Origin of the sequence: Kitasatospora cystarginea (assembly GCF_039533515.1) — a bacterium.
Lineage (GTDB): Bacteria > Actinomycetota > Actinomycetes > Streptomycetales > Streptomycetaceae > Kitasatospora > Kitasatospora cystarginea.
Window position 1 is genome coordinate 57,014 of the sequence record NZ_BAAATR010000014.1, and the last position, 21,401, is coordinate 78,414.

A 21,401-nucleotide genomic window follows, 5' to 3' on the forward strand; every position below is an offset into this window, starting at 1 on the left:
GCCACCGTGAAGCCGAAGCGCATCCTGGTCACAGGTGTCGGAGCCAACCCCGGATTCGACCTCGCGCGCAGCCTGCTCCGCCTCGGGCACGAGGTCATCTGCACCGACGCGCACCCGCTCGCCCCCGGCCTGCTCCTGCCCAGCACAACACCCCAGGTGACTCCCCGGGCGGACGACCCCGGCTATCCCGCCGCCATGACCAGCCTGTGCAAGGAGCTGTCCGTGGAGGCGATCGCGGCGGGGATCGAGAACGACCTGCCGCCACTGCTGGAGATGCGGGACGACCTGGCCGCTTTGGGGGTGAAGGTCTGGCTTCCGGACGCGGCCTCGGTGGAGACCTGCCTGGACAAGGCCGCCTTCCACGACGCCCTCACCGCGCACGGCATCCCCACCCCTCGCACGTTCCTCCCGGAGGAGGTCGACGCGACACCCGCCAGCCTGGAGCTGGTGGTCAAGCCCAGGCGCGGCCACGGCGCGCAGAACGTCTACTTCTGCCACAGCCGCGAGCAGGCCCGCGTCCTGTGTGAGCTGGTCCCGGACGCCATGGTCCAGGAGCGGATCTATGGCAGCGAGTTCACCGCCGACTGCCTCGTGGACCGTGCCGGCGGCGCCTCGGTGATCCTGCGGCACCGCGACCTGGTCAAGGCCGGGCTGGCGGTTGTAGCCAGCACCTTCCATGACACCGCTGTCAGCGACCGGGTGAAGGAGACCTTGCGCGCGGTCGGAGCGGCCGGGCTGTGCTGCGTCCAGGGCTTCATCCCCGACGGGGAGCCCAGCCGGATCACCATCACGGAGCTGAACGTGCGCGTGGCGGGCGGCTTCGCCCTCGCGGAGGCCGCCGGAGCCGACCTGGTGGGCCAGTGGGTGAGCGGCCTGTTCGGCCTCCCCGTCGATCACGACCGGCTCACGTACAGGCCCGGGGTGTTCCTCACCAAGTACGTCGAGACCCTGGCGACCGGTGACGTGGACACTCTCCCCCTCCCCTGACTACCGATAGGAGCACCGCCATGCGCCAAACCCCTGTCAGGCCCGATGCCAGCCACAACGCCGGCCCGTTCCTGTACGGGCAGGAGGCGGACGCGGTGGCGCGGGTGTTGGAGATCGGCCAGTACGGGCACACCGACGTCACCGAGGAGTTCGAGGCGAAGATCGCCGCGTTCCTCGGTGTCGAGGACGCGGTGGCCGTCACTTCCGGGACGGCCGCGCTCCACACTGCGCTCATCGCCGCCGGGGTCGGCCACGGCCAAGAGGTGATCGTCCCGTCCCTGACGTTCTGCGCCACCATCCAGGCGATCCTCGCTGTCGGGGCCGTCCCTCGGTTCATCGAGATCAACCCGGCCACCCTGTGCGTCGAAGCGCAGCAGGTGGTGGAGGCAGTCACCCCGGCGACCCGGGCCGTGATGCCCGTCCTGTTCGGCGGGCGGGCCGTCGATCTCGACCCGATCCGCGGCACCCTCGCCGATCGGGGCATCACGGTCATCGAGGACGCCGCCCACGCCTTCGGCTCCTACGCCGACACCTCTCGCCGTGTCGGTGCGACCGGTGTCCTGACGTGCTTCTCCTTCGGGCCGATCAAGAACCTCACCTGCGGCCAGGGCGGCATGGTCATCCCCCGCACTGCCGAGGAAGCCGAGCAGATCCGGCGGCTTCGCCTTCTCGGGGTGGTCCAGTCGCAGGCCGAACGCGCGACCATCACCTCCTACCAGGTGGACGGCTTCGGCCTGCGCTACCAGCTCTCCTCGATCAACGCGGCGATCGGCCTCGCCCAGTTCGACAAGTTCGCTACCACCGAGGTGAGCCGGAAGGAGCTGTGGCGGGCCTACCGGTCCGCCCTGCACGGAGTGGAGGGGGTGGAGCTGGTTGACGTGGACGTGGACTACTCGGTGCCGCACCTGTGCGTGGTACGAGTGCCCTTCCGGGACGAGGTGTTCCAGTTCATGCGCGCCCGGAACATCGGGGTGGGCGTCCACTACCCGCCGAACCACCTCCAGCCCGCGTTCGCCCCCTGGCACCGGAGCCTTCCGGTCACCGAACAGGCCGGGCAGGAAATCCTGAGTCTGCCGTTCCACCAGCACATGACCGAGGACGACGTCCACCGAGTCGTCGCCGCCCTGGAGCAGGCCCTCTCGACGGGGGCGTCCCGATGACCGACGAGCCCGCACCCCGGCGCATCCTGACCGTCTGTCTGGGGAACTACTGCCGCTCCCCGCTCGCCGCCGCCGTTCTCGCCCAGCAGGTCGGCGGCGCCGTCGAGGTCCGGTCGGCCGGTCTGATCGGCAAGTGGCAGGACAAGCCCGCCCACCTGGGCATGATCGCCGCTGCAGCCAAGCTCGGCTACGACCTCACCGCCCACCGTGGCACCCAGGTCACCATCGAACTGCTGGACTGGGCCGACCTGATCCTCGCCATGGACAGCTCCGTCCTCGGCAAGCTCCGCGCCCTCGGCGGAGAACAAGTGGACGCGAAGCTGCGTCTCTACCTCGGTGACGAGGACGTCCCCGACCCCATTGACCAGCCCGAGGAGGTCTTCGCCTCCTGCGCCGCCCTCATCAAGGCCGGGGCCGCCCGCTACCTGCCCCTGTAGTCCTTCGGCAACATCCCTCCCGTCAGTGACTCGTTGACGAGAGAGATCGACTTGACCCTGTTGGGGTGCCCGGCAAGGCTCAGTCGGGCACCCTTCGACTGATGGAGACCTCGCACCCCATGACCCGATCTCCCGTTCTCCGTATGGCCGTTACCGGCGGCGGCACCGGAGGGCACACCTACCCGGCCCTGACGACCATCACCGCGCTGCGCGAACAGCTCGCCCAGCAGGGCCGGACCTTGGAGGTGACCTGGTACGGCAACCCCAAGGGCCTCGAAGCACGGATCAGCGCCGCCAACGGCATCGCATTCCGGCCGATCGCCACCGGCAAGGTCCGCCGCTCGCTGAGCCCCGCCGCCCTGACCCGCACCCTGGTGGACATGGCCCGCGTCCCCTACGGCATCCTCCAGGCCACCGTCCATCTGGCCCGGCAGCGTCCGGACGTGGTGCTCTCGACCGGCGGCTACGTCGCCGTCCCCGTCGGACTGGGGGCCGCGCTCACCGGCCGCCCGCTGGTGATGCACGAGCAGATCACCTCCGTGGGTCTAGCGAACCGGCTCCTCGCCCGCGTCGCGAAAGCCGTCGCCCTCAGCCACGAGTCCTCCAGGGAGGCACTACCCCGACGCGCACGTGCCCGTGCCCACGTCACCGGCAACCCCGTCCGTCCCGCCTTGTTGCGAGGCAACGGAGACAAGGCCCGCGCCGAGTACGGTCTGGAGCCCGGTGTTCCGCTGGTCTACGTGACCGGCGGAGCACAGGGCAGCGCCCAGGTGAACAACCTGGTCCTGGAGGTGCTGCCGGCGCTGCTGCCAGGATGTCAGGTGCTGCACCAGTGCGGCCCTGACCACCACCAGAAGATGACCGACCACGCCACCACGCTGGACCCTCGCCTGGCGCACCGGTACCGGCCCGTGCCTTACATCGACGGGGAGCTGGCTGATGTGTTCACCGCCGCCGACGTGGTGATCTCCCGGGCCGGGGCCGGGACGCTCGCAGAGCTGACCGCAATCGGCAAGCCCGCCGTTCTCATCCCCCTGGAGCCCACCGCTGCCGACGAGCAACGCCGCAACGCGGATTACCTGGCGGAGCATGGCGCAGCAGTCGCCATCACGCGCCCGAACGTCACTGCGGACCGCCTGGAGCAAGGCGTCCGGCGGCTGATCGAGGACGACGCGCTGCGTACCGAGATGGCCGCGAAGTCACGGGCATTGGGACACCCAGACGCGGCACAGGCACTCGCGGACCTGGTTCTCGCCCAAGCACGCTGAGACACCGGGCGTCTCCACTCATGAATGTGCCGTCCACCATCACGGTGGGCAGGCACTTCGTCAACGCTGGGGCCGCAGGCCGGGCGGGCCGCTCACCGCATTCGTGAGCGGCCCGGCGTCGTGGCATCGGCAGCAATCGGGACAGCAGGCGCGGGGCGTGCTGCCAGGCAGGCTGCAGGTGGGTGGCGGCCACCCACAGGGTCACTGCGTCCAGGGCGTGCTCGGACGGCAGGATGACGAACCGGGCGATGGCTGACCGAAGTTCGGACAACAGGCCTGCGCCTGGTGTGGCCGGAGCGACCGGGGCAGAGGTTTCGTCGGTCACCCCATCGGATGTCGCCCGGTCACCAGACCAGGCCCCCGGGTCGTCGGTGTCAGACTCGGCGGTCGGCCGGTCACTCTGTCCACCGACCATGGACGGCACGCGGTCAGTGACCGGGGTGACCGGGCCACTGACCGGCTGGTCCACGGTCGTGTCGGCCAGCCCGGTCACTTCGGTGGAGTTCCGGTCAGCGTCACCGGTCAGTTCGGCGTTCTGACCGACCACAGATCGGTACTGACCGGGCTTTCCGGGGACAGCGGTGGGGGGCCAGCCCGGCTTTGGGCCTCCCGGCAGGGGGTGCGGGGAAGTAGAGTCCATGGTGAAGCTCCTCGCTGGAGCGCGCGACCGGGTAGTCGGGCGCCGCCGGTTCGAATGGTTTGGCTGATCTGGGGTGGCTTCGTCAGGCCCTCGGTGTTCGCAGCACCGGGGGCCTTCGCATAGGTGGGCACAAGCAGGTGCTCGTCGACGCCTGCCTCAACCTGCAGACGCCCTTGGATGGTTGCCGAGTGGTGGTCCCTCGGCATTTCGCTCGCCGAGGGACCACGAAGCTATGTCCACAGGACCGGAAGATCCACTCCACCCGTGCAAGTACGCCAATGGCAGACAGGCTTGTGGATCGGCCTCTCACGACGTCAAGCTGCATCAGCCGCCAGGCCTTCAGCGCCCGGCGCCTCGACACCGAGCAGCCGCAGGAGGTCCGCCGTGATGACGCGGTACTTCTTGCCCAGCCGGAGCACCCGGCACGGGTAGGCGTCACGGCGCGCGAGCTCGTAGCCCTTGCTGCGACCCAGCCCGATAGCCCGGTTGGCCGTATCCAGGTCGATGGCCGCCGGGAGGGCCAGGAGCTCAGTCCGACCCATACCCGGCAGGGCAATCGACGTCATATCAGTTCGCATAGGAATCTCCGAATTAGACAGCACAAAGAGGCGGGTATCGGCGCGTCACCGAACCCAGGAACAGAGTGCACGAACCTAAAGTGTCGATATGACACACGACGATGTGGAACCGTGGGCAACCCGGATGACCAAAGCAGTAATCGCCGAGGTCCAGAGACTCAGAAAGGAGCTGGGCATGACCGCACAGGACCTAGCAGACGCCTGCGAGGAGCTCGGGCACCCGATCCCGCGCAACGTCATCGCCAACTGGGAGTCCGGGCGGCGACTGACCCTCACCGTTCCCGAGCTCCTCGTCCTCGCGCAGGCCCTCGACACACCGCCGGCCGCCCTGGTCTTCCCGCTCGCCGGGACTACCAACGTCGGCTACCTCCCCTTCGAGAGCGCATCGCGCGCGGAGGCGTTCGCCTGGTTCACCGGCGACGGATCGATCGCCCTCCACGGAGACCTACAGCTCCTCCGAGATCACGCCTCTCGGGAGAGAAGGATTCGCGCAGCGCACCGCGACGCCTGGCAGCTCCAATTCCTGCCCGGCCGGGAAGCCTGGCCTCCTGGATCTGACGAGCAGTTCGAGCAACTCGTCCAAGCCGTCCGGTCGGATCTCCTCCCGCTCCGTGCCGAAATGCGCGAGTGGGAGATCGCTCTGCCCCCGCTACCGAAACACCTCGCATTCCTCGATGAGGAACTCGACGCCATCAGCAACACCCAGGAAGGACCGCTTTGAAGGGCTCCACCTACCACCGCTGCTACTGCCGCGACACCGAAACCGGGAAGCCTCTCGGCAAGGCCTGCCCGAAGCTCGGCAGCCGCAAGCGCGGCTCCTACTCCATACGCCAGGAGCTGCCCAACCGGGCCGACGGCGCTCGCCGCGCCTTCAACCGTGCCGGACACGAGACCCTCAAGGAGGCGCAGGTCAACCTCGACCACATCCGCTCCCTGCTCGCGCTCGCCAAGGATGAGCCGGAGGACCTCGCACTCATCGCCGAGCTGCTGGAGAAGGTCGCTGACGCAAAGTCAGCCTTGCCCGATATCGAGGAGACCCGCCGCCGGCTGAAGAGCGGCGTCGATCTGGCAGGCCGGATCACCGTCGGTGAGTGGCTGGACAGTTGGCTGGAGAACAAGCGCGCCCGAAAGTCCACCGTCAGCCGGTACGAGGTCGACATCCGCCTGCACCTCAAGCCGCGCATCGGGTACCTCCGTCTCGACCGGATCCGGGTGAGTCACCTGGCCGAGATGTTCAACGGCATCTGCGAGACCAACGAGGAGATCCTGGAGGCGAACGCTCTTCGGCGCGCGGCGACGGACAAGCTCCGGACCTCCTCCTGGAAGGGAGAGGGGAACCGCGCCCGCCGAGCTGCGCTGAAGGCCGCCATCGCCGAGATGCCGCCGTTCAGGCGCGTCACCGGGCCGACCACGCGCCAGCACATCCGACGCACCCTTCGCGTCTCGCTCAACGACGCGATCGCCGACGGTCTCATCACCTTCAACCCGGCCTCCCACGTGAAGATCGATCCCGCGAGCAAGCCCAAGGCGCTGCTCTGGACCCCGGAGCGCGTCGCCGAGTGGCGCGAGACCGGTGGCAAGCCATCGCCCGTCATGGTTTGGACACCCGCTCAGACCGGCGAGTTCCTCGACTTCGTGGCCGACCACCGCCTGTACGCGATGTGGCACCTTATGGCCTTCCGCGGTCCTCGCCGCGGTGAAGCCTGCGGCCTCGGCTGGTCGGAGACCAACCTCGACTCGTCCTCGCTTACCGTCACCACCCAGCTGGTTCAGGATGGTTGGGACGTCGAGGAGTCGATACCGAAGTCCGACGCGGGCTTCCGGGTCGTACCGCTCGACGAGCAGACCGTCCGCGCCCTCAATGCCCACCACGTCCGCCAGCAGGCGGAGGCAGACAAGTGGGGCCAGGCCTGGCAGGACACCGGCCGCGTATTCACCGACGAGGACGGCGGCTGGCTGCACCCCGGCAAGGTCACCGACATGTTCGAGCGGCTCGTGGCCCTCTCCGGCCTGCCGCCGATCCGCCTGCACGACCTTCGCCACGTCGCGGCGACGCTCCTTCTCGCGGCGGGTGCCGACCTCAAGGTGGTCCAGGAGCTGCTCGGTCACTCCTCCATCACCATTACGGCCGACATCTACGCCAGCGTCCTGCCCGAGCTGGCCTTCGCCCAGGCCGAGGCCGCTGCCGCGCTGGTCCCCCGGGCAAGGCTGTCGAAGGACGCCAAGTCCACCACCGCGCCGGGCGCTGATTCACAGTCCGCTCACGCATCGCTCACGCAGACGGCCTGAGAACGCAGCAGCACCCCGGCTACTCGAATTAGCCGGGGTGCTGCGCTGCAGGTCAGAGGGGGTTTCCCCGCCCCGTTCCACGTGGGCCGCCAGGGGCTCGAACCCTGAACCTACGGATTAAAAGTCCGCAGCTCTGCCAATTGAGCTAGCGGCCCGCCAGCTCGCGCTCCACCGCGGTGGTAGAGCACCTGCCAGGGTGATCCTACCCGGAGATCACCGGCGGTTGGCCAGTGGTTTGCCCGGGCCGGCCCGGTTTTCCTGCCGGGTGCGGGCGTTCGGGGCGGTCAGGCGGGGGAGGGCAGGTGGGCCAGGCGGACGCGGCGGAGCCAGGATTCGGCGGGTCCCTCGTCGGGCGCGGCCGGAAGGACGCCGGAGCGGTCGAACCGGGACTCCGCGTCGGCGAGCAGGCCGGCGGCCAGCTCCGGGCGGTCCGCGCAGCGTTCGCCGAGTTCGCGGACCCGCTCGGGGTCGGTGAGCCGGATCCGCAGTTCGCCGGTCTCGTGCAGTGCCAGTCCCTGCCGGACCAGCCTGACCAGATGCCTGGCGTGCTTGGCGGCCCGCCGCCGGGACGTCTCGTCGGACGGGTCGCGGCTGCTCAGTTTCCTGAACTGCTGGGTGGCGTAGCCGAGATAGGAGTTCCGTACCGCGCGCTCGCTCAGGAAGGAGCGCCGGATCCCGATCAGTTCCTCGCCGAGCGGCGTCCGCACCTCGTACAGCTCGGCGGGCAGCCAGGCCAGTTCGGCGGCGGTCGGGTTGCAGCTCAGGGCGAGCCGGCACCACTTCGCCGCCTCGTGCAGGGTGCGGTCGGGGGCGGTGGTGACCTGTGACTCCGTCGGGCGGTGCAGACCGTGGAACTGCTCGGTGGGCGCGGCGAACAGGCCGAGCCGGTCGATGTCCGAACCGGCGTGCGCGAGGCCGTAGGCGGTGGAGCCGACGATGCCGGAGAGCAGTATGTGCACGGGTGGACCGCCCCCTCGGCGCGGTGACGGATGTCGGGATGTCGGCAGTCTCCCCGCTCGGCGCGCCAAGTGCGAACGAATTCCCGGTGCCGGGCCACGGGAGTGCGCTCGCCCGGCACGTCGATCCGGCCCGTCGGCCCCGGCACGTCGCTCCCCGAACCCCCGCCGCCCCGCGCCGATACTGGACCGCATGGCGAACAGCGAGATCCCGGCAGCCGCACTCCGTGCCTGGTGGGCGCATCGGCAGTGGCTGGACGGCACGCACCAGGACGCCTCGGCCGCCGAGGTGCTGGCCGCCACCGGCTGGGCCCGCTCGGTCGGCGGCGCCGCCCCGTACCTCGGGCTGTTCGCCCGGGCCGGCCTGGGCCGGGAGGCCGTCGACGCCGCCGTCGCCGCGCTGCAGGTGCACGAACTCCCGTCCGCCCGGGGCTGCACCTACGTCCTTCCGGCGGCCGACTTCGCGCTCGGCCTGGCCGTCGGCGCCGCCGCGCCCGAGGGCGAGCTCGCCGCGGCGGTCAAGCACCTGGGGGTGAGCCGTGACGAGATCGAGAAGCTCTGCCTGCGGATCGGCCAACTCCTGGACGGGTCAGTGCCGTTGCCACCGGCCGCGATCCGCGAGGCCGCCGGGGGCGCCGTCCGCGGCCTCGGCGAGGCGGGCAAGAAGCGCGGGCTGACCACCACCCTGCCGCTGGCCCTCGGGCTGATGCAGGCCCGCGGCCGGATCCGCCGGGTACCGGTCAACGGGCGCCTGGACCAGCAGCGTTACGGCTACGTCAGCTGGGACCAGACGGTCAAGGGGTCCGCCGCCGAGCTCGCACAGCGGTACTTCTCCTGGGCGGCCCCCGCCTCGCTGAAGAACTTCCGCTGGTTCTCCGGCTTCCCCGCGGCCACCGCGAAGCAGGCCGTCGCCACCCTCGGCCTGATCCCCCTGCCCGGCACCGACCTCCTGATCAGCCCCGAACTCGCCGATGAGCTCACCGCCTTCACCGTACCCGCCACGCCGTCCTACGCGCTGCTCGCCGGCATCGACGGCCTGCACCTGCTGCACCGGGACCTGTCCCGGCTGGTCGACGAGGCCGACGCCGACCGCCCGGCGCCCGGGGCCGAGGCCGGACGGAGCTTCGGCAGCGAGGCCGACCCGCAGACGCACATCGTGGTGGACCGCGGCCGGATCATCGGCTTCTGGGAGTACGACACCGAACAGCGCGAGATCGTGCACCAGTTGTTCGTCCCGGCCGACACCCAGCTGCGCGACACCATCGCCCGCACCGAGGCCTTCGTCCGCGACCAGCTGGGCGACGCCCGGGGGTTCAGCCTCGACTCGCCCAAGAGCCGCGCTCCGAAGATCGCCGCGCTCCGGGCCGCCAGCGGCCGGGATCTGCCTGAGAGTTCCGACGACGGGTAGTCGCACTCGGGCGCGCCCGGCCGCGCCCACGCACGCCCGGTCCGGCGATCGATCCGGTGTGAGACTCGGCGATCGATCCCGTGCGGGGTTCGGCGTTCACGGCGGCACGACCGCCCCAAGTCCCCTCCTCGGTCGGACACTTACGCCATGTGGACTACGGTGGCCCGAGCAGTGCACCCAGCCGGTATCGAAAGGCTCCAGCATGTCCGAGGTCGTACTGGTCACCGGCGGCAGCCGCGGTATCGGCGCCGCCACCTCCAAGCTCGCCGCCGCCCGTGGGTACCACGTGTGCGTCAACTACCGTGCGGACGAGGCCGCGGCGGCCGCCGTGGTGGCCGGGATCCGCGAGGCCGGCGGTACCGCGCTCGCCGTCCGGGCCGACGTCAGCCGAAGTGCCGAGGTGGAGCGGCTGTTCCGCACCGTGGACGACGAACTCGGGCCGCTGACCGGCCTGGTCAACAACGCGGGCACGCTGGAGACGCAGTGCCGCCTGGACGAGTTGGACGGGGAGCGGCTGGCCAGGACCTGGTCGGCCAACATCACCGGGCCGTTCCTGTGCGCGGGTGCGGCCGTCCGCCGGATGTCCACCCGGTACGGCGGCAGCGGCGGCGCGATCGTCAACGTCTCCTCCGCCGCCGCCCGCCTCGGCGCGCCGAACGAGTACGTGGACTACGCCGCCGCCAAGGGCGCCCTCGACACCATGACCCGCGGACTGGCCCTGGAGGTCGCCCGCGAGGACATCCGGGTCAACTGCGTCCGGCCGGGCCTGATCCACACCGGCATCCATGCGCTCGGCGGCGAAGCGGGCCGGGTGGACCGGATCGCCCCCAGCCTGCCGATGGGCCGCGGCGGCCGGCCCGAGGAGGTCGCCGAGGCCATCCTCTGGCTGCTCTCCCCCGCCGCCTCGTACGCCACCGGCACCTTCCTCGACCTCTCCGGCGGGCGCTGAACACCGGGCGGCGGCACCGGCGGACACTGCCGGCAGCGGTCCCCGACGGCACCGACGCCCACCGTTCATCCCGAACGCCCCGCGCTGGACACCCCGGCGGGCTACCGTGGCGGGCATGAGCCTGTGCGACTCCGACGCAGCGTCACCCTTCCTCGACATCCCCGGCGTCCGGAACCTCCGCGACGCGGCCATCGGACCGATCCGCCCGGGACGGCTCTACCGTTCCGGCTCGCTCAACCAGCTGACCCCGGAAGGCGCACAGCGCCTCAAGGCCCTGGGCATCCGATCCGTCGTGGACCTCCGCGGCGCCGTGGAGCTGGCGCACTGGCCGGACGAGCTCCACGGTCTCGACCTGACCACCCTCAACCTGCCGACCCTCCCGGAGCGCCACGGCGACGAGCGGCCCTGGCCGGACGACCAGGCCGCGCTCTACCTCTACATGGCCGAGACCGCCGGTCGCTCGATCGCCGCCCTCGTCCGGCACCTGGCTTCCCCGGGCGCGCTCCCGGCCCTGGTCCACTGCGCGGTCGGCAAGGACCGCACCGGCCTCACCACCGCCGTCCTGCAGCGCCTGCTCGGTGCCGCCGAGGCCGACATCACCGCCGGCTTCCTCCGCTCCAACGCGGGCCTGGGCCTGCTCGACGGGCCCGTCCCGTACACCGACGAGACCGGCGCGGAACGCCTCTCCCGTCCCGTCACCGCCGAGTGTCTGCTCGACGCCCTGGACCGGCTGCACGAGCTGCACGGCTCCGTGGAGTCCTTCCTCCGCGCCCATGGTGTGACCACCGGCGAGCTCACCGCCCTCCGCACGGCCCTGACCGGATAGGACCGGCCGAGCGACGCTGACCGGGTGAGCGGCCCTGACCGGCTGAGCCGCGGCACTCCCCACGCCGGGTGCGCGTTAGGTTCATCGGAAATCCGAGGAACAGCGCACCTGAGGCGTTGGACGATGGCGAAGATCCCGACAGCGGCGGTGGCGGCGGCCGGTCTCATCGGCGGGTACGGGACCGCACGCTGGAGCGGCCGGCGCGAGCTGGGCGGGGCGGTCCTGGCGGCGGCGGGAGCCGCCTCGGCGTACCAGTGGCAGCGGCAGGCCGGCACCGGTACGGCCGCTGCCCTGACCGGTCTCTACGTCGCCGCCTTCGGCGGTTCGCACCCGCTCGCGAAGAAGATCGGCGCCTGGCCCTCCGTCTTCGCGGTCACCGGCGTCGTCGTGGCCGCCTCGGTGATCGCCACCCGTCGCTGAGCGCCCCGGTGCCCGGGATCCGTCCGAGCGGCCGAGCGCCCCGGCAGGGGAGCTCAGCCGGCCGACCTGCCGAAGCGCCGCTCGAAGGCCGTACGGTTCACTGACCCCGCGGCCCGGTTCCACACCGCGAACACCACCCGCGTGAACGCCGCGCCGTACGCCCCCAGCGCATGCTCGAACGCCGCCGCGACCTCCGCCGGGTCGTTGCGGAAGACCCCGCAGCCCCAGGCGCCGAGCACCAGCTCCCGCACCCCGTGCCGCGCCGCCACCGCGAGCACCCGCTCGGCCCGTTCGGCCAGCACTCCCCGCACGTCCACCGGAGTACCGCCCGCGCGCAGGGCCAGCTGACCGGCATTGGGCGCCGGCGAGGTGAGGAAGGAGACCGTGTGGGGCCGCGCCAGCAGCGCGCCGTTGCCCTGCCGGATCACCGGTACCCGCGGGGAGAAGACCACCCGGTGGCTGTAGCGGAGGTCCGCTGAGGCCCGGTGCGCCTCGTAGTAGTCGGGGGCGGCGAGCAGGCAGTGGTACAGCAGCGCGCTGCGGCAGAGGTCCTCCTCCTGCGCGCGGGCGCCCCGCAGGTACCCGCCGCCCGGGTTCCGCGCGGAGGCGAAGTTGAGCACGCCGACGTGCTCGCCGCCCTCCTCCACCAGCCGCCGGGCCGCCTGCATGCTCCCCTCGGCGGTGACCTCGGGCGCCCCGGTGAACGGACCCCGGCCGATGCCCCCGACCACCTCCGCAGGCCCGTACGAGACCGTCCCGGCCCGGGCGGCGGCCAGCAGCCCGCCGATCTCCACGACTGCTCCGGTGCCGTCCGCCCGGTAGCTGCCGCGCTCCGCGATCTCCTCGTTCACGACCGCGATCTGGTGCAACCTACTGCTCATGTCGGCGACCGTAGTTGAGCCGGCGCCGCGCCACCACGGAGTTTCGGGCGCAACGCGGCCGGGCCCGCCCCACCGAAGTGGAGCGGGCCCGGCCGGAGCTCAGCGCGGTGCGTCAGTTCTTCCAACGCGGCTTGCGGTCACCGCCGTTGTAGCTGCCGCCACGCGAGTCGCGGTCGCCGAAGGAGCGGCCGCCGCGGTCGTCGCGGTTGAAGCCGCCCTGCGGACGGCCACCGGAGCGGTGGTCGTCACGGCGGGCGAACGGACGGGTGTTGCCGCCGCGGTCGCGGTCGAAGGCCGGACGGTCGCCGAAGGAACGGGCCGGACGGTCACCGAAGGAACGGCCACCACGCTCATCGCGGTCACGGCCGAAGCCACGGTCACCGCGGTCCCGGTCGCCGAAGGAACGGCCGCCACGGTCGTCGCGGTTGAACCCGCCCTGCGGACGGCCACCGCGGTCACCGCGGTCGCGGTCGAAGGACGGACGGTCGCCGAACGAACGGGCCGGACGGTCACCGAAGGAACGGCCACCACGCTCATCGCGGTCACGGCCGAAGCCACGCTCACCGCGGTCCCGGTCGCCGAAGGAACGGCCACCACGGTCGTCGCGGTTGAACCCGCCCTGCGGACGGCCACCGCGCTCGTCCCGGTCCCGGCCGAAGCCGCGGTCACCGCGGTCGCGGCCGAAGGACGGACGCTCCCGGTCGCGGTCCCGGCCGAAGCCGCGGTCCTCACGCCCACGGTCGCGGTCGCCGTAGGAGGCACGCTCGCCGCGCGCCTCGCGGTACGACGGGGTACGGGTGGCCTCGGCCGCCGGAGCGGCGGTCTCGGTCTCGGCAGCGTCGGCCTTGGCCTCCTCGGCGGCGGCCTCGACCTCGTCCTCGATGCCCAGCTCGGCCCGCTCGCGGGCGGCCCGGGCAGCCAGCCGGTCGGCCTCCTCGCGCAGCTCGGCAGCGCGCTTCTGGGCCCGCTCCAGCTGGCGGGTCATCTCGGCGACCTCACGCTCGGCGGCACCGGCGATGCCCGAGGCGGACTCGGCCTGGACCTCGATCAGCGAACGGGCGCCGGTGATCTTGGCGACCTCGGGGTCGAAGGCGTGGTCCAGGATGTGGCGGCCGGCGTCGACGCCGGCGTCCTCCATCAGGCGGAAGACGCTGCGGCGCTGGTGCGGCAGCACCAGGGTGACGACGGTGCCGGAGCGGCCCGCGCGGGCGGTACGACCGGAGCGGTGCAGGTAGTCCTTGTGGTCGCCGGCCGGGTCCACGTTGAGGACCAGGTCGATGCCGTCCACGTGGATACCGCGGGCGGCGACGTCGGTGGCGACCACGACGTTGACGTAGCCGTCCTTGAAGTCGCCCAGAACCCGGGTACGGGCGCCCTGAGTCATACCGCCGTGCAGCGCGTCCGCCTTCACGCCGGCCTCGATCAGCTGCTCGGCGACCCGGTCAGCACCCATCTGGGTGCGCACGAAGATGATCGTGCGGCCCTTGCGGGCGGCGATCGCGTTGGTGATCGGCGCCTTGTCCTTGGGCTTCACCACGAGGATGTGGTGGGTCATGGTGGTGACGGCACCGGCCGACGGGTCGACCTCGTGGGTGACCGGGTCGTTCAGGTAGCGCTTGACCAGGGTGTCGATCTCGTTCTCCAGGGTGGCGGAGAACAGCAGGCGCTGGCCCCCGGCCGGAACCTGGTCGAGGATCTCGGTGACCTCGGGCAGGAAGCCCATGTCGGCCATCTGGTCGGCCTCGTCGAGCACGGCGACCTGGACGTCGTCCAGCTTGGCGCTGCCGCGGTTGATCAGGTCGCGCAGGCGGCCCGGGGTGGCGACCAGGACGTCGACACCGCGCTCCAGCGCGTAGATCTGGTTGGACATCGAGGTGCCGCCGCAGACGACCTTGAGCCGCAGGCCGAGCACCGAGCCGAACGGCTCCAGGGCGTCGGCGACCTGCATCGCCAGCTCGCGGGTCGGCACCAGGATCAGGCCGCGCGGGTGCTTGGGCTTGGTGCGCTCGCCGTCGGCCAGGCGGGTCAGCAGCGGCAGACCGAAGCTCAGGGTCTTACCGGAGCCGGTACGGCCGCGGCCCAGCACGTCCTTGCCGGCCAGGGCGTCCGGGATGGTCGCGGCCTGGATCGGGAACGGGGTGGTGACGCCGCGCTTGGCGAGGGCGCGCACGACCTCGTCCGGCAGGCCCAGGTCACCGAAGGTGACGGTGGGCTCGGCGGTCTCCGCGTCGGTGATCTCGGCGATCTCGGTGGAGTCGGCGGCGGCAGGAACATCGGCGTCCGAACCGTTCGCGGGCATGGCGAAGCGGTCGTCGTCAATGAGAGACATTCAAAACCTTCCGGAAGTGGCACGCGCCTAAGTCCGGGGTTCTGTTCACAACCGCCTCTATGCGGTCAGCCACGGATCGCCGGAACGCGCCAAGGGCGCCAGATGGGAACAGGGCGCCAGTCAAATGGATCAAACGAACGATCTACCACCATAGAGGAACCTCCGGATCCAAGGCAAATGCGCTGGCCACAGCGCTAGTGGCCGGTGGATCCGCCGGTCGGGGCCACCGTTTGGCTGCCGCTCGGCGAAGGGTCCGGCGTCTTCGTGGGTGGCGGCCCGGGCGTGCTCGGGGCGGTACTGGGCGGGGCGGCCGAGGAGGCGGACGCAGACGCGCTCGGCGGGCCCGGAGGCTTCGGCGCACTCGGACGGGTCTCCGGGCTCCCGCTCGGGGCACCGCCCGGCTCCGTGCCGGGCGTCGACCCCGGCTGCCCGGCGGCCGGCGGCGGGGTGGCCCCGGGCGCCGGCGCTCCCGGCGCGCCCCCGGCACCCCCGGCGGCCGGCGCCTCGCCGGACGCACCGTGCTCACCGGGACGCTCCACCCGCAGACCGCTGCCGGCCTTGACCGGCGCGCCGCTGGCTCCGGCCTTCCCGATCACATCGGTCTGCCCGACCGGCTGCGTGCCGGGCTGTTCGGCGGAACCCGCCCCGACCGACATGCACCCGGCCATCCCCATCCCGGCCAGGGCCAGCACCACTGAGCCGGCCACCCGCGCCCGCGCGCTCCCGCCCGGACGGCGCCCCCCGCTGCCCCCCGCGACCACCCGGACCACGCGCCCGGCCCTCACCCGCCCTGCCATCACCGAGCCACCTCTCCTGCCCGCCCCGCCCGGGCCGGCCTGGGACGGCCGCCCGCGCACGCTCCGCTTACGGTGCCCAACGCGCGCGGAGCCGCCCGGACACGGGCAGCGGCCGAGTCGATGGCCGTCCGGCACCGGGACCGGGCCCGGGGCCGTACGGGTGAACCGGCGGCGTCCGCCGCCGGACGGGGACCCTGCTCAGGCCCAGAGCGCGTCCGCCAGCCCGGTCCCCGCCCAGACCGCGCCGAGACCGGCCAGCAGGCTCCCGGCCACGTTCGCCACCGCGAGCAGCCCGGCCCCGCTCTCGACCAGCCGGAGCGTCTCGTACGAGAAGGTGGAGTACGTGGTCAGCGCCCCGCACAGGCCGGTACCGAGCAGCAGCTGCGCCTGCGAGCCGACCGCTCCGGCGGTCACCGCTCCCGTGACCAGCCCCAGCACCAGGCAGCCGCCGACGTTGACCGCGAAGGTCCCCCAGGGGAAGACCGTGTCGTGCCGGGCCTGCACCGCACGGTCCGTCAGATAGCGCAGCGGCGCACCGACGGCGGCCCCGGCGAGCACCAGCAGCCAGTTCACCAGCGTCGCGGTACTCATTCCGCCTCCTTCGACCCGCTCCGTCCGACGTACCGGATGACCTCGCACTCCTCGAGCGTCACCAGCCCCTCCTCGACCAGTCCGTCGAGCTGCGGCAGGAAGGCCCGGATCCGCTCGGCGGTGTCCACGATCACCACCGCCACCGGCAGGTCCTCGCTGAGCGACAGCAGCCGCGCGGTGTGGACCAGCGAGGAGGCCCCGAAGCCCTCGATGCCCCGGAAAACGCTGGCCCCGGCCAGCCCCGCGGCGTGCGCCCGGTGGACGATCTCGCTGTACAGCGGCCGGTGGTGCCGGATGTCGCTCTCCCCGACGAACACCGTCAGCCGCAGCGCGACGCCCGTCAGCCTGGTCATTCCGCACTCCGATCGCTCTCGCGGGGCTCACCCTCACCGGCCGGGGACTCGGCCCACAGGCCCGCCCTGGCCGCGCCCCGGGTCTGCCACACCGCCCGCAGCCGCCGGGTCAGCGCCGACGCCCCCCAGACGGCCGCCAGCGCGGCCAGCAGGGTCCCCGCCAGGTACGCCAGCCCCTGCGCCGTCTGCCCGTGCCCGACCAGGCGGCGCACGTCCACCGCGTACGTCGAGAAGGTGGTGAACCCACCCAGCACACCGGTGCCGAAGAACGGGCGCAGCAGCGGGTGCGGCGTCCGCCCCTCGGTGATCTGCACCAGGAAGGCGCCGATCACCGCGCAGCCGACGACGTTCACCACCAGCGTGGTCCATGGGAAGGCGGTCGGCGCGGTGGGCCACAGCAGACCGGCGGCGTACCGTACGGCGGAACCGAGCATCCCGCCGAGCGCGACCACGGCCACCGCCGGGCCCTGCCCGCGGAGGACCGGTGGCCGCCGCTTCACCTGCACGGCCCTCCCCCGCCCCTGCTGCCTGCTCTGCTGTGAACTCACACTCCAGTGAATCACCGCCGGACCACCGCCCCGCACGGCCGCTCACCCACCGGGACCGCCCCGCCACCGGAACCGCCGCCACCGATCATCTGGCAACGCGTCACCCGTCGTCCGACAATGGGTCGGTGGAGATGACCCGGGACGAGTTCGAGACGCTGGTCGCAGATGCCCTGGACCAGATTCCCCCGCAGCTCGCGGCCGTGATGGACAACATCGCCGTCTTCGTCGAGGACGAACCGGATCCGGACCACGCCGACCTGCTCGGGCTGTACGAGGGCACCCCGCTCACCGAGCGCGGCGAGTGGTACGCGGGCGTGCTGCCGGACCGCATCCTGATCTACCGGGACCCGATCCTGCGGCACTGCGAGACCCGCGAACAGGTCGTCGAGGAGGTCCGCACCACGGTGATCCACGAGGTGGCCCACCACTTCGGCTTCGACGACCACGAGCTCCACGAGCTCGGCTGGTCCTGACCCCGACCCCGTCCGTGCGGCCCGTTCTGACGGTCCGCCTCGCCCGGACGGAATCCGTTTTGGTGTTCGCGCCCGGCATCCCATATGCTTCTCGACGTCCCCGAACGCTGGATAACAGCCGGAAGGGCCGCAAGCCCTCATCGTCTAGTGGCCCAGGACGCCGCCCTTTCAAGGCGGTAGCACGGGTTCGAATCCCGTTGGGGGCACGCAGTACCGTAGTAAAGTCAGTGCCGCAAGGCCTGCGCGGAGAAATACCGTGCAAGGTCCCGTGGAGCAGTTGGTTAGCTCGCCACCCTGTCAAGGTGGAGGTCGCGGGTTCAAGTCCCGTCGGGATCGCTCGTCTCGAAAGAGACGGTGCAGTACGGCCAGGTAGCTCAGTTGGTACGAGCGTCCGCCTGAAAAGCGGAAGGTCGCCGGTTCGACCCCGGCCCTGGCCACAACGGCCTGAAAAGGCAAGAAGGCCCCGGAGAGATCACTCTCCGGGGCCTTCTGCATGCCTGGTACGCCTACCCGTACGTCAACGGCTCAGGAGAGCCGACCACTGGGCGGGTACCGGCTCCGCCGGAGGTTGTCCGGTTCGATCAGCACCCCGCCCCCGGTGAACACCGGACCCGTCTCCTTCGACCGCTCGCTGGCCGCACCTGCTCCTGCCGTCCCCAGTCGGCCCGCAGGGCCTCCTGGGTTGGAAACGTCTGACAACCAGGTCCCGTCCGAGCTCGCCGCTGTCGCCGTCGAACTGGTTTCCCCCTCGAACCCGGAGAACGACTGGGTCGGGAAGGTGCGCGACTACCCGTTGATGGGTATCCCGCTGTACTTGTTGGTCGACGCCGGGCAGAAGACCGTCACCCAGGGGCCCGGCCGGCCCGGCGGCTCGGCCGAGCGCCGCGGCTCCGATCTGACGCGCCTTCGGGATGCGCCCCGTCGGCCGCGCCGAGATCGCGGGGTCAGCGGTCGGCCAGCAGCGCGGTGGCCAGCGCCAGGGCGGTGCTCGGTCCTCTGCCGCGGCGGGACCGCGCCTTGGGCAGTGACGGCATGTGGCTGGGGCCGCGCTCCTGGCGGACCCGCTCGATGACCGTGGTCCCGGTCTCCGCCTCCAGCACGGGTGCGTAACCGGCGGCCCGCAGCGCGCCGAGGGTCGCTTCGGGCCCGGCGGTGCTGATCAGCACGGTCGGCGCGATCCGCCGCAGCCCGAGCTTGGACAGCGCACGGGCCTTGGAGAGTTCGAGTACCAGCGCCTCGTCGTCGGAGCGGATGCAGCATGCCGAGCGCACCACGCGCATCCGACCGTGGGTCCGCGCAGTGTCCTTGATCAGGTACTCGAGAGGCTGCGGAAGCGGCCGCCCACCCTCCGAGACCTCGGTCAGCCGGGCCAGCAGGTCCGCGGCGTCCATCCCGGAGTCCAGGGCCCGGCGGACCGCTGCAGGGGTGACCCGCCACACCACGGCATGGCCCTCGGATTCCCGCTCCGCACAGCCGGACAACAGGTCGGTCAGCTCCGGCGCGGCCGCACCGGCGACCACCGCCGTGAGGTCCGCCTGAAAACGGGCGGTGGTCCGCGGCGCGGGCAGCAGTGCGTCCAGGACCGCGGACAGGTGCCCGACCGCGGCGTCCAGAGCGGGGTAGTCACGCAGCACCGGTCCGGCACCCGGAACGGCGGGGAAGTGGCGGTGTGCGCCCGCGTTCAAGAGCCCGAGGACGGCGTGTCCGACCGGGCTGAGCGCCCCGTGGGCAACGACCCCGAGCAACTCCGCCTCCGACAGGGTCGCGGCGATGCGATCGGCCTCCCACGGGCCCCGACCGATGACGGCCGGACGGAACCAGGCCGCCGTGGCCATGAGACCGGCCGGAGTGGAACCCCCGTCCCCGTCGGCTCGGCGCGTACCGACCCCGCGCCCGGCCGGCAGGGTGGCCAGCGCCTCCAGCACCGCGCGGCGCACCTCGACGGCCTCGACGTCCTGCGGGCTGACCAGCGCGACCGGGGTGTCGTCCCCGTCCGGCCAGTGGGTGAACACCTCGGGCACCACCGCCCAGGTGGCGACGAGCGGCAGCAGCCGCCGCGCGGGCGAGGAGGCCAGCCACTTCTCGTACCGCCCGGTGGGAAGCATCCGGACGGACGGACGGGGCACCGCCGAACGCGCCGGGGCCCGCCCCTTGGCAGCGTTCTCCATTTCCTCGGCGACGGGGGTGATCAGGTCCGCGTTGGCGGCCAGATCGAGCCACAGACGGGCCTGTTCCTCCGGCACACCGACCGCCTTCGCCATGCGCCGGGTGTCCCGGACTGCGATACCACCGGCTTTGCGCACCGCGAGCGGCTGCTCCGCGATCCAGCGCAGCATCAGCTCGACCCTGGAAACGGCTTCGGCCATCGCGGCCTGCGCCTGGCCGTCGACGGCGACGGCGACGGGGATCTCCACCGCACCGGCGACCGGGGGCGGGAAAGGCTCGTACTCCGGCACGCGGTCGTGGTCACGCAGCGCGTCGGCCACCTCGTACGGCAGCTCCGCCAGGTCCGCACCAGCCGGCAGCACGAGGGCGCGAGCGGCCAGCCAGTCCGTTCCCGGATCTCCCGAGCCGCCTTCGCGGAAGGTGAACTTGCCTTCGGCGCCCGCCTGGTAGCCGAATACATAGCGGGCGACGAAGCAGTGGGTCCGCAACAGCGGCGGGCCGGCGACCAACTTGTTCAGCAGCTCGCGGGCCTCAGGAGGCGCCTCGGCGGCCAGGGACCGCACCCGCTCCCCGTCACGGAGCACCGCGACGATCCACCGCTGCGCCTCGTCGCGGGTCCGTGCCTTCGAGAGCCCCAGGCCCTGCGCGACGCGGTGGACCTCCGGGGCGTTGAAGGCCTCACTCAGCAGCTGGTCGGCCGGCCGGCCGTAGCCGCTCGCCTCCCTGGACCGACGGTGGAGCAGGATCGGGACGACGATCCTGCTCCCGAACGGCGGCAGCACCAGGGCCCGCTCGGCCAGCCGGGACAGCGCGGCCTCGGCGACGGCCCGGCCGTCGGCATCGAGCTCCAGGAACCGGAAGAGCTGTTCCCGTGTCACCGCCCGCTCGGCGGGATCGGCCGCGGGCAGGTGCGGACGTGGCCGGTATCCGTCGTAGCCCATGATCAGATGCGGAACGCGCGGTGCGGCGGGAAGCGGCCCGTGCAGCCGCTCCGCCAGGGCCGTTACGGCGGTGAGCAGTTGAAGGTCCCCGAGGTCGATCTCGCGCAGCCCCAGGTCGACCGACGGGTCCATCAGCAGGTGATCGGCCAGCTCGGCCATACTTTCGACCCTGCCCGCGTAAGGAAGTTCGCGCTGCTCCATCAGCTCGGCCAGCTGCGACGGGGTGCGCTCGGCCAGCCAGGCCGCGAGGTACTTGACGGTCGTCACGGCACCCAGCGTAGTGAGTCGTCAGCGCCGCCGGCAGCGAACTCCGGCAGCCCGAAGCCGGGAAGCCGGCCACCACCGGGAGCGCCCGCCCGACCGATCAACCGCCGGCCCCAAGGGCGTGCAGGCACCGTCCGGAT

Annotated in this window: 19 protein-coding genes, 4 tRNA genes and 1 pseudogene; 14 read left to right on the plus strand and 10 right to left on the minus strand. The window is 71.9% G+C overall.

The window, feature by feature from the left end; all coding sequences use genetic code 11:
* Nucleotides 1–6: 6 nt before the first annotated feature.
* From ABD369_RS17425 to ABD369_RS17440, 4 genes are all read left to right on the plus strand, one after another.
* Nucleotides 7–987, plus strand: coding sequence for an ATP-grasp domain-containing protein (locus ABD369_RS17425; protein WP_344637334.1), 981 nt, complete (start codon nucleotides 7–9; stop codon nucleotides 985–987).
* A 20-nt stretch (nucleotides 988–1,007) separates the two neighbouring features.
* On the plus strand, nucleotides 1,008–2,147 hold the full coding sequence (locus ABD369_RS17430) for a DegT/DnrJ/EryC1/StrS family aminotransferase (RefSeq protein WP_344637335.1): 1,140 nt from the start codon (nucleotides 1,008–1,010) through the stop codon (nucleotides 2,145–2,147).
* On the plus strand, nucleotides 2,144–2,584 hold the full coding sequence (locus ABD369_RS17435; protein ID WP_344637336.1) for a low molecular weight protein-tyrosine-phosphatase: 441 nt from the start codon (nucleotides 2,144–2,146) through the stop codon (nucleotides 2,582–2,584). Before ABD369_RS17430 ends, ABD369_RS17435 begins: the two co-directional genes overlap by 4 nt.
* 143 nt (nucleotides 2,585–2,727) lie before the next feature.
* Complete coding sequence (locus tag ABD369_RS17440; RefSeq protein WP_344637337.1) at nucleotides 2,728–3,852, plus strand: UDP-N-acetylglucosamine--N-acetylmuramyl-(pentapeptide) pyrophosphoryl-undecaprenol N-acetylglucosamine transferase; 1,125 nt, start codon at nucleotides 2,728–2,730, stop codon at nucleotides 3,850–3,852.
* Between the two features lie 145 nt (nucleotides 3,853–3,997).
* On the opposite strand, the pseudogene ABD369_RS17445 reads toward ABD369_RS17440, so the two are convergent.
* A pseudogene (locus ABD369_RS17445) lies at nucleotides 3,998–4,267 on the minus strand (DUF3631 domain-containing protein); the annotation flags it as partial.
* 539 nt (nucleotides 4,268–4,806) lie between these two features.
* Nucleotides 4,807–5,070 (minus strand): hypothetical protein, encoded by a 264-nt coding sequence (locus tag ABD369_RS17450; RefSeq protein ID WP_344637338.1) that lies wholly within the window; start codon nucleotides 5,068–5,070, stop codon nucleotides 4,807–4,809.
* A gap of 88 nt (nucleotides 5,071–5,158) precedes the next feature.
* On the opposite strand from ABD369_RS17450, the gene ABD369_RS17455 reads away from it, so the two are divergent.
* Nucleotides 5,159–5,791, plus strand: a complete 633-nt coding sequence (locus ABD369_RS17455; RefSeq protein WP_344637339.1) for a helix-turn-helix transcriptional regulator — start codon at nucleotides 5,159–5,161, stop codon at nucleotides 5,789–5,791.
* On the plus strand, nucleotides 5,788–7,359 hold the full coding sequence (locus ABD369_RS17460) for a site-specific integrase (RefSeq protein WP_344637340.1): 1,572 nt from the start codon (nucleotides 5,788–5,790) through the stop codon (nucleotides 7,357–7,359). The genes ABD369_RS17455 and ABD369_RS17460 overlap by 4 nt, the downstream gene beginning before the upstream one ends.
* An 82-nt stretch (nucleotides 7,360–7,441) precedes the next feature.
* Here ABD369_RS17460 and ABD369_RS17465 read toward each other — a convergent pair.
* Together ABD369_RS17465 and ABD369_RS17470 are read right to left on the minus strand one after the other, a co-directional pair.
* A tRNA-Lys gene (locus ABD369_RS17465) sits at nucleotides 7,442–7,514 on the minus strand.
* Nucleotides 7,515–7,643: 129 nt separating this feature from the next.
* Nucleotides 7,644–8,318, minus strand: a complete 675-nt coding sequence (locus ABD369_RS17470) for a nucleotidyltransferase domain-containing protein (protein ID WP_344637341.1) — start codon at nucleotides 8,316–8,318, stop codon at nucleotides 7,644–7,646.
* A gap of 190 nt (nucleotides 8,319–8,508) precedes the next feature.
* Between ABD369_RS17470 and ABD369_RS17475 the strand changes: the two genes are divergently transcribed.
* From ABD369_RS17475 to ABD369_RS17490, 4 genes are all read left to right on the plus strand, one after another.
* Nucleotides 8,509–9,723 carry a DNA glycosylase AlkZ-like family protein gene (locus ABD369_RS17475; protein WP_344637342.1) on the plus strand — a complete coding sequence of 405 codons (1,215 nt, stop codon included), beginning with the start codon at nucleotides 8,509–8,511 and terminating at the stop codon, nucleotides 9,721–9,723.
* A 202-nt stretch (nucleotides 9,724–9,925) separates the two neighbouring features.
* Nucleotides 9,926–10,672: an SDR family oxidoreductase gene (locus ABD369_RS17480; RefSeq protein WP_344637343.1), complete on the plus strand. Its 747-nt coding sequence runs from the start codon at nucleotides 9,926–9,928 to the stop codon at nucleotides 10,670–10,672.
* Nucleotides 10,673–10,787: 115 nt separating this feature from the next.
* The gene (locus ABD369_RS17485) at nucleotides 10,788–11,498 is read left to right on the plus strand and encodes a tyrosine-protein phosphatase (RefSeq protein ID WP_344637344.1); all 711 of its coding nucleotides are present in this window, start codon (nucleotides 10,788–10,790) and stop codon (nucleotides 11,496–11,498) included.
* A 123-nt stretch (nucleotides 11,499–11,621) separates the two neighbouring features.
* Nucleotides 11,622–11,918, plus strand: a complete 297-nt coding sequence (locus tag ABD369_RS17490; RefSeq protein ID WP_344637345.1) for a hypothetical protein — start codon at nucleotides 11,622–11,624, stop codon at nucleotides 11,916–11,918.
* A gap of 53 nt (nucleotides 11,919–11,971) precedes the next feature.
* On the opposite strand, the gene ABD369_RS17495 is transcribed toward ABD369_RS17490, so the two are convergent.
* The 5 genes from ABD369_RS17495 to crcB (ABD369_RS17515) all read right to left on the minus strand — a co-directional run bounded on the left by ABD369_RS17495 (nucleotide 11,972) and on the right by crcB (ABD369_RS17515) (nucleotide 17,375).
* On the minus strand, nucleotides 11,972–12,799 hold the full coding sequence (locus ABD369_RS17495) for a TIGR02452 family protein (RefSeq protein WP_344637346.1): 828 nt from the start codon (nucleotides 12,797–12,799) through the stop codon (nucleotides 11,972–11,974).
* Between the two features lie 112 nt (nucleotides 12,800–12,911).
* Entirely contained in the window at nucleotides 12,912–15,128 is a 2,217-nt protein-coding gene (locus ABD369_RS17500; protein WP_344637347.1) for a DEAD/DEAH box helicase, read from the minus strand.
* Nucleotides 15,129–16,123: 995 nt separating this feature from the next.
* On the minus strand, nucleotides 16,124–16,498 hold the full coding sequence (gene crcB / locus ABD369_RS17505; RefSeq protein ID WP_344637445.1) for a fluoride efflux transporter CrcB: 375 nt from the start codon (nucleotides 16,496–16,498) through the stop codon (nucleotides 16,124–16,126).
* Between the two features lie 14 nt (nucleotides 16,499–16,512).
* Nucleotides 16,513–16,869, minus strand: a complete 357-nt coding sequence (locus ABD369_RS17510; RefSeq protein WP_344637348.1) for a DUF190 domain-containing protein — start codon at nucleotides 16,867–16,869, stop codon at nucleotides 16,513–16,515.
* The gene (gene crcB, locus ABD369_RS17515; RefSeq protein ID WP_344637349.1) at nucleotides 16,866–17,375 is read right to left on the minus strand and encodes a fluoride efflux transporter CrcB; all 510 of its coding nucleotides are present in this window, start codon (nucleotides 17,373–17,375) and stop codon (nucleotides 16,866–16,868) included. The genes ABD369_RS17510 and crcB (ABD369_RS17515) overlap by 4 nt, the downstream gene beginning before the upstream one ends.
* Nucleotides 17,376–17,548: 173 nt before the next feature.
* Between crcB (ABD369_RS17515) and ABD369_RS17520 the strand changes: the two genes are divergently transcribed.
* The 4 genes from ABD369_RS17520 to ABD369_RS17535 all read left to right on the plus strand — a co-directional run bounded on the left by ABD369_RS17520 (nucleotide 17,549) and on the right by ABD369_RS17535 (nucleotide 18,327).
* Nucleotides 17,549–17,890 (plus strand): metallopeptidase family protein, encoded by a 342-nt coding sequence (locus ABD369_RS17520; protein WP_344637446.1) that lies wholly within the window; start codon nucleotides 17,549–17,551, stop codon nucleotides 17,888–17,890.
* Between the two features lie 133 nt (nucleotides 17,891–18,023).
* Nucleotides 18,024–18,096, plus strand: a tRNA-Glu gene (locus ABD369_RS17525).
* A gap of 56 nt (nucleotides 18,097–18,152) precedes the next feature.
* Nucleotides 18,153–18,226, plus strand: a tRNA-Asp gene (locus ABD369_RS17530).
* Between the two features lie 27 nt (nucleotides 18,227–18,253).
* Nucleotides 18,254–18,327 (plus strand) — tRNA-Phe (locus ABD369_RS17535).
* Between the two features lie 507 nt (nucleotides 18,328–18,834).
* Here ABD369_RS17535 and ABD369_RS17545 read toward each other — a convergent pair.
* The gene (locus ABD369_RS17545) at nucleotides 18,835–21,264 is read right to left on the minus strand and encodes a helicase-associated domain-containing protein (protein WP_344637350.1); all 2,430 of its coding nucleotides are present in this window, start codon (nucleotides 21,262–21,264) and stop codon (nucleotides 18,835–18,837) included.
* Between the last annotated feature and the right edge of the window lie 137 nt (nucleotides 21,265–21,401).

What these genes read in the sequence shown, in the direction of transcription:
- ABD369_RS17450 (WP_344637338.1), bottom strand. Translation starts at nt 5,070, where the DNA reads ATGCGAACTGATATGACGTCGATTGCCCTGCCGGGTATGGGTCGGACT.
- ABD369_RS17440 (WP_344637337.1), top strand. Translation starts at nt 2,728, where the DNA reads ATGGCCGTTACCGGCGGCGGCACCGGAGGGCACACCTACCCGGCCCTG.
- ABD369_RS17485 (WP_344637344.1), top strand. Translation starts at nt 10,788, where the DNA reads ATGAGCCTGTGCGACTCCGACGCAGCGTCACCCTTCCTCGACATCCCC.
- ABD369_RS17495 (WP_344637346.1), bottom strand. Translation starts at nt 12,799, where the DNA reads ATGAGCAGTAGGTTGCACCAGATCGCGGTCGTGAACGAGGAGATCGCG.
- ABD369_RS17475 (WP_344637342.1), top strand. Translation starts at nt 8,509, where the DNA reads ATGGCGAACAGCGAGATCCCGGCAGCCGCACTCCGTGCCTGGTGGGCG.
- ABD369_RS17430 (WP_344637335.1), top strand. Translation starts at nt 1,008, where the DNA reads ATGCGCCAAACCCCTGTCAGGCCCGATGCCAGCCACAACGCCGGCCCG.
- ABD369_RS17510 (WP_344637348.1), bottom strand. Translation starts at nt 16,869, where the DNA reads ATGACCAGGCTGACGGGCGTCGCGCTGCGGCTGACGGTGTTCGTCGGG.
- ABD369_RS17435 (WP_344637336.1), top strand. Translation starts at nt 2,144, where the DNA reads ATGACCGACGAGCCCGCACCCCGGCGCATCCTGACCGTCTGTCTGGGG.
- ABD369_RS17520 (WP_344637446.1), top strand. Translation starts at nt 17,549, where the DNA reads ATGACCCGGGACGAGTTCGAGACGCTGGTCGCAGATGCCCTGGACCAG.
- ABD369_RS17490 (WP_344637345.1), top strand. Translation starts at nt 11,622, where the DNA reads ATGGCGAAGATCCCGACAGCGGCGGTGGCGGCGGCCGGTCTCATCGGC.
- ABD369_RS17480 (WP_344637343.1), top strand. Translation starts at nt 9,926, where the DNA reads ATGTCCGAGGTCGTACTGGTCACCGGCGGCAGCCGCGGTATCGGCGCC.
- ABD369_RS17500 (WP_344637347.1), bottom strand. Translation starts at nt 15,128, where the DNA reads ATGTCTCTCATTGACGACGACCGCTTCGCCATGCCCGCGAACGGTTCG.
- ABD369_RS17455 (WP_344637339.1), top strand. Translation starts at nt 5,159, where the DNA reads ATGACACACGACGATGTGGAACCGTGGGCAACCCGGATGACCAAAGCA.